Annotated in this window: 6 protein-coding genes; 1 reads left to right on the top strand and 5 read right to left on the bottom strand. The window is 46.1% G+C overall.

The features are described from left to right. The 4 genes from DWV16_RS18515 to DWV16_RS18500 all read right to left on the bottom strand — a co-directional run. Positions 1–1,698 (bottom strand): recombinase family protein (locus DWV16_RS18515; protein ID WP_147349497.1); only part of this gene is annotated, 1,698 nt, incomplete at its 3' end. Between the two features lie 55 nt (positions 1,699–1,753). Beyond that, positions 1,754–1,915: a hypothetical protein gene (locus DWV16_RS19400; RefSeq protein WP_199719804.1), complete on the bottom strand. Its 162-nt coding sequence runs from the start codon at positions 1,913–1,915 to the stop codon at positions 1,754–1,756. A 79-nt stretch (positions 1,916–1,994) separates the two neighbouring features. After that, positions 1,995–2,345 carry a type II toxin-antitoxin system PemK/MazF family toxin gene (locus DWV16_RS18510; RefSeq protein ID WP_002576184.1) on the bottom strand — a complete coding sequence of 117 codons (351 nt, stop codon included), beginning with the start codon at positions 2,343–2,345 and terminating at the stop codon, positions 1,995–1,997. 497 nt (positions 2,346–2,842) lie between these two features. Then, positions 2,843–3,256, bottom strand: coding sequence for a sigma-70 family RNA polymerase sigma factor (locus tag DWV16_RS18500; protein WP_093369044.1), 414 nt, complete (start codon positions 3,254–3,256; stop codon positions 2,843–2,845). 405 nt (positions 3,257–3,661) lie between these two features. On the opposite strand from DWV16_RS18500, the gene DWV16_RS18495 reads away from it, so the two are divergent. Then, positions 3,662–4,015, top strand: coding sequence for a helix-turn-helix transcriptional regulator (locus DWV16_RS18495; RefSeq protein ID WP_243007374.1), 354 nt, complete (start codon positions 3,662–3,664; stop codon positions 4,013–4,015). A gap of 147 nt (positions 4,016–4,162) precedes the next feature. On the opposite strand, the gene DWV16_RS18490 is transcribed toward DWV16_RS18495, so the two are convergent. Beyond that, the coding region (locus DWV16_RS18490; protein ID WP_199719803.1) for an S-layer homology domain-containing protein at positions 4,163–6,792 on the bottom strand (2,630 nt) is incomplete at its 5' end.

The following is a 6,792-nucleotide window of genomic DNA, read 5'->3' as shown; positions in this document are numbered from 1 at the left end:
CACTTCGATCTCGATATGTTCCTTGCTTTGAAGTTTGGACAATAAACATACCGTCTCAACGGTATTCCCTTTGTCCCACAAAAGCTCCGTAACTTCCCCGCCATCCTTAAATACCGGAAAATTCAGACCAATCCGCTTTAGCGGATATTCAGACTCGTCATTCCTGTAAATTTCAATTTCCTTAATCAAGGCTGTGACCACATTTCTCTTTTCTTCGTCATTTATTATATTATAAACGCAGTCGAAATTCACCATGATTTTGTAAATATTCTCAAGAGTAATTGCCTGCTGCTTAATTGCATCTCGCCGAAGTCTGGCATCTTCGATTTTTTCCTCCAGCTCAACAATGACATCATATAGGGAATCTAACCGCAAGGTCATATCATGGAGCTTTCGTTCCCGGTATTTTGCATCAGCAGGGAGACTGTCAATTTCCCGTTCCAATCTTGTTTTATTCAGATCAACTTCCTTCAGCTTTGCCTGATAGCCCTCCAGTTCTTTATCCACTACTTTCGTGTCAATCTGAACGCCAATCCGTTTTTTAATGGCTTGGGCATATTCCTCATTCCTTACGATCTCACGAATTGCCTCAATGACCATCGGTTCAATATCAGTCTTTTTCAGCATTGCCTTATATTCACAATGCTTACCCCTGACCATCCTATTCCGACTACATACATAATAGTAAATTTCTTTGTAAGTGCCATCTTTATTTGTCCATGCGTGTTTATTCGTATACATGGGACTTCCACAAACCGGGCATTTCAGCAGACCGGATAACAAATGAACTCGATCCCGTCCAATTTTTGACGGTTGCTTTACTCCGGTTCTAAGACGCTTGGCATGAGCCTTTTCCCATACCTCCTCACTAACGATTCCTTTATGCTGTCCCTCTGTCAGAATGTAATCGTCATTTCTTTTCATCTGGTAATCGTTTTTTGTGCCTTTGACTTTTTCCTTCGTTCTCCGTCCATAGGCAATTTTACCGCAATAAACCGGGTTATCCAGTATCAGTTTAATAAAATGTCCTGTCCAATCCTCTAATGTGCCATTCTGCCTCGGAATTTTCCGTATACCTTGTAAGTTCAACTGATTCGCAATACCACCCAAACCGATTTCCGATGAAGTATATAATTCAAAAATCTTCCGTATTGCCACAGCCTCTGTTTCTTCAATCATCAGCTTGTTATCTTCCAGTGTATATCCGTAGGGAGCAAAGCCACCATTCCATCCACCTTGCCGTGCCTTTTCGCGCCGTCCGTTCATCGTCTGCTCGATAATATTCTCACGCTCAATCTCAGCCACAGCAGATAGTACAGAAATCAAAAGTTTTCCGCTTGTCTGAGAGGAATCAATCCCTTCTTCTATGCAAATCAGATTTACACCATAAGATTGAACCAACTCCAAAGAGTTAAGTATATCTGCTGCATTACGGCCAAACCGTGACAGCTTATACACTAAAATATAGTCAATGTCCAAGCCATCCTCAATATCTCTGAGCATTTTTTGAAAGGCAGGTCGTCCCTCAATGGATTTACCGGATTTACCGGCATCTTCATAAATATCAACAATGATCATTTCCTCACGATCCGCAAATCGTGTCAGCATATTTTTTTGACCTTCCAGGCTGTATCCGTCCACTTGCATCTCTGTGCTGACCCTCGGATACAAAACACAGCGTTTTCCATATCGGTTCATAATTCATACCTCCAAAATTTACTTTTGGAAAATATCCTATGTAAAGCTGCGATTCTCACGCAGCTCCGTCAACCTCGCCCAGCACTCTCATACCATATTTCTCGATGATATGTGCCAGCGAAGTGATAAACGCTTCAAATTTTTGTTCCGCCAGAAGTTCTTCTGACCGGATTTCATCTGAAGAAATCAATGCGCTTTTATTCTGGATATTCTCCATTCAGAATCACCTCCGCAATTCCTAATGAAATTATAACTCTACTTGCACAGCCTGAAAATGATACGGCCTTTCGGCACTTTTATGTAATCCCTAGACTGCACAAGAGCGTCTTGTTTATATTTTCCATGTCATCCTTGTTTAGATGACCAATATAGTTTTTTAACCTCGACTTGTCGATTGTTCTGATCTGTTCCAGCATAACAACAGATGGTTTCACCAAACCGCATCTGTCATTTAAGTGGTAATGCGTGGGGAACTTTCTGCTTTTTTTGCTTACACTGGTAATTGCTGCAATAATAATCGTAGGACTGAAACAATTTCCCACATTGTTTTGAAGAATGAGTACAGGACGAGAGCCACTTTGTTCAGAGCCGATACCAGGGCTTAAATCAGCCGAATATATGTCACCTCGATGGAATTTTTCAAACATCACTCTCGCCTCCTTAATATCTTAATACTTAAATAGCCGCACCAGTCTGAAAGAAATCTTCGGATAAAAACCTGGTGCGGCTACTGTTATTCTGTTCGGATTACTCGTCATATTTGCCACGCCCCCTGACGATGGGAACACAACAGGTCTCCGCTGGCGCGGCTGTCATAACTCCGCAGCATCGTTCGTATCGTGTGCCGCAGGGTTCCCCCCAAGTCTTTGGCGGGCCGTGAGGAAGTATCTTTAAGCCCCCATGCAGTCATCGCGCCGGATCTGCCACAATCCGTTTTATGAAATCGTAGATCGCTCCGAAGCAGTTCTCTCATCACCTCCCTGACTGCTCCATCTTCGCGGCGTTTCATATTCGCTCATACATGGGTTATGTACCTGTTGTGCTGTCTATTCGATTGTCAATGTACTGATGAAGGAGGAAAACTTGTCCTTCTTATTAACACTGACAAAAAAAGCAAAAAACAGGCGCATCAAATGAAACTTTATCAAAAATATTTTCCGAGCTGCTTTAAGCCACGTCGGATACTGTCACGGACGCGGCTTGGGTCTACACCTTCTACTTCGGCAATTTCATTTACCGTCATTCCCAGATAGTATCGGGCATAAATTCGCTTTGCCTGTTTCTCCGGCAGCTTCATCACAGCGGCATAGACCTGCTCCTGAAACTGTTTCTCCTCCAGCGCCATCTCCGGTGTTTGCGGCTTCAACAGCACCGCATTTTCAATGCCATTCTCGCAATCCAGAGAATACTGTGCTTTATAACGATACATCTTTCGCTCATACGCAGCCTCCGCACGTTCAGCTGCCCGAATAGTCTCCATTACTTCCTCTGTCACATCTACAAAAAAGTCTGTTGTATAAACATCAGGATAAAGCTCCCGAAGGTTAATTTTCTTCATTATGTACCTCCATTTCGATTCACAGGTGATTGACGAGTGAATCGAAATGGAGGTGGAGATCGGCTTCTTGGAAAAATGAATAAAACAAAACGGACAGGAACACGGGAATATTCCATGTTCTTGTCCGTTCTGTTTTGTGGAAATTTATAGACTACTAATAGTTCCGTATCGTTCCGCAAAAATGGTATGAATGGAAAGTTGATTTTTTGATTGCTAGCGAGATTTTGCAGCCAGATTTTTTCGTTAAGAACGCCCGCTGATAACAGACAGGCTATTTTCTTTGTATATCATCAACTCCCCCCTTAAGCCAGAACGGAACGGATAGTGGTTATGAAAAAGCTACTCTGCAATCATTTCGCATAGCATTGGTAAATCGTAGAATATTGTTATGTGAGGTGACGAAGAGTGTCTAAAAAAAAGCAACAAATTATGTTCTCATTTGGTTGTTCCCTTCGCTGCGCTAGAGAAAAACGGGATTATACCCGTGAGCAAATTGCGGATCGTGCCGAAATCAGTTCTCGTTTTCTAGCAGCTATCGAGAATGACAAACGAAAGCCGAGCTTGGACGTCCTGATCCGTCTCGTTAATGCTATTGGTGCTTCATTTGATGAAGTTCTCGCACCGCAGATAGAACAGGAGAGCGAAATCGTAGAGCGCATACAGCGTTTAGTCCTACAATGCAGTCATCGGGAACAGGAGCTTTTACTTGCCCTGATTGACAAAATGCTCGACACAAGGGGAAAACCAGAGAAAGAATAAACGCGGCTGGGTATCTGCTTACCCGACCGCGTTTATTCTTTGTCCGCTGCTATTACGGGCAAACAGTCTTTTATTGTAGAAGGGGCATTCCAGTACACATGTCGTTTGGAATGCCCCTGTTTTAATTCTTAATTTGCTGGTAAAAACTTACTTTCTGGCTCCATCCGCACCGATGGTCTTGCCGTCTACGGTGGTATTCACCGCCATAGAGCCATCTGCGTAGAAGTAATACTGCTTACCGTCAATCTGCTTCCAACCACCAGAGAACATTTTGCCGGTATTTTTGTCCAACCAGTACCACTTCTGATCATTAGAGAGCCAACCTTTGACCAAATCCCCGTTTTTGTAGTAACTCCATTCACCGCTGTCGTTCTGCACCCAGCCGTTGGCAGTCTGCGGATCGATGACGATCTCCACGAACCGCCGCAGGACGGTAGCGACTTCGGCTCTGGTTGCGGTTCCAGCAGGGTCGAAACAGTTGTTTGTCTTGCCCGCAAGGATGCCCGCCTGCTGCATGGACTTGACCGCTTCTTTTGCCCAGGAAGAAATACCTGCGCTATCCGCAAAATTCACAACTTCCAGAGTTTTCGGGATGGTGTAGCCCAGTTTGGTAGCGTAGTTCTTCATAATGACCGCCATCTGCTCGCGGTTGATGTTGGTATCCGGGGCGAAAGTAGTATCTGTCGTTCCACTGACAACGCCAGTCTTTGCCGCCCAGTTGACATAGGGGGCGTAGTAAGCATCTTCTTTCACATCGGTAAACATGCTGGCTTGGTAATCAGTCGGGTCAACACCTGCTAATCGCCCCAGAGCGGTGACAAACATTCCTCTGGTCATGCCGGTATTGGGACTGAAGGTGGTGGCACTGGTACCACTCAGCAGCCCACGGCTAACAACAAAGAGCATATTGTCCTTTGCCCAGTGGTTGTTCACGTCGGTAAAGGCAGGAATCTGATTCTTGTAGCCTATGCCGTAGATGCTGAAATGCTCTGCTACAAAAATCACTGCTTTCTGATCCATATTATAGCTGGATTTGCTGATCCACTGTACATTACCGTTTTCGTCCACATAAACCGCATACAGGTTGCCAGGCTGCTCGTTTTTCGCCGGCGTGTACGGAATTGCAATGCTGACGGTCTTCCCGCTCAAGTTGACAGCAGTTTCCTTACCGTTCTTTACTTCCCATAAGGTAATATCATAGACCGGGCGATTTCCAATGGCTGTTTCTACTTCCTGAGAGGTAACTGCGGTCTTCTTCATTTTTAGAATAAGATCTCCGGTAGTCTGACGGTTCAGTTCCTTTAGGGTATCCAGCATAAATCCAAAGTCAGCCATACTGTCAGTATCGATGGTAAATCGTTTGACGCCAGAGGACACTAGTTTATCCAGTGCATCTGCTTTCAGCGTAATCTGCACACCAGCTAACGCTTTGCTGATTTCCACAGGAACAACCACTGCGATACCGTTTTTCGTATTCCCATGCTTTATTGAGTCAGTCTGGGCAACGGAGATAACATCAGCAACTATGCTTCTTGTAATCACTGCGTTTCCCTCACTATCCACTTTTACAGAATTTGATTTTGCTGTGGTTGGTGTGGTCGGGTTATCCTTGTTCGGACGATCAGTAATAAAGGCGTTGTCAGAGGGATCGTCCCTGTCTTCGGAAGATGAACTGCCGCTAGTATAGATCCAGTAGGCATATAGGGTGGTATCTGCCGTATAAACCTGATTTAAGGTAACTTTTATGCCGCCGGTCTGTTCGGTGTACCATCCATCAAAACGATAGTTGCCACCACGGGTTGGTGTAGGTAAAGAGGACAGCTTGCCGGAACTATCTGTGGTAGCAGCAACCGGATTGACACTGCCACCATTAGGGTAAAATGTCACGGTATAGGTATTTGCTTCCCACTTCGCCCAGTATTCCTTATTGCCCATTTCTGTACCGCCGATTGCCGTAACAGGAGAGCCGGTCAGATTTTCGTTGTCATACCAGCCCACGAACGTGTGGCCTGTATAGGTCATATCGCCCGCTGTCGGAAGTGTTGCACCCACGCCGTAGGTGTATTCGGTGACATTGCCGCTGTTGATCGTTCCGCCGTTCGTGTTCAGCGTGACGGTGTAGGCATTTGCTTCCCACTTCGCCCAGTATTCCTTATTGCCCGTTTCTGTACCGCCGATTGCCGTAACAGGAGAGCCGGTCAGATTTTCGTTGTCATACCATCCCTTGAACGTATATCCCGTATAGGTCATATCGTCGGCTGTCGGAAGCGTTGCACCCACGCCGTAGGTGTATCCGGTGACATTGCCGCTGTTGATCGTGCCGCCGTTCGTATTCAAGGTTACGACGTAGGTCGGGGCTGTCCACTGCACCGTCAGTTCAGTCACATCAGCAGGAACACTGCCGCCGGGTTCGTAGGAATTGCCATTGCCGTCAAGCCACATGAAGTAGCTGCCCGTATCTCCGTCCGGGCGGTTCAGACCGTCGGACGCAGGCGCGGCAAATGCGATGCCTTTTTTCACAATAATTTGAATATCCTCGGAGCTGCCGCCCAGCTTGCCGCCGTTCAGGTCAAGGGTAACGACCTTCATCCCGTCAGAGCCCAGTGTGTCAGGGTTCAGGACTTCAAGGACGGGGCGGAAACCGAGGCGCGGGGAGGAGTCCGAAGCACGGTCGTAGTGCCAGTAGCGGGCCGAATCGTACCCGCGGCGCGCCCGGTACGACGCGAAGCCAGAAGAAACATCCTGTCCCCACGAATACATTTTATTCCAGTTTTGGA

Origin of the sequence: Anaerotruncus sp. AF02-27 (genome assembly GCF_003465835.1) — a bacterium.
GTDB lineage: Bacteria > Bacillota > Clostridia > Oscillospirales > Ruminococcaceae > Anaerotruncus > Anaerotruncus rubiinfantis.
Note: the sequence above shows the minus strand (reverse complement) of the source record. Positions and strands in the feature narration are given on the sequence as shown.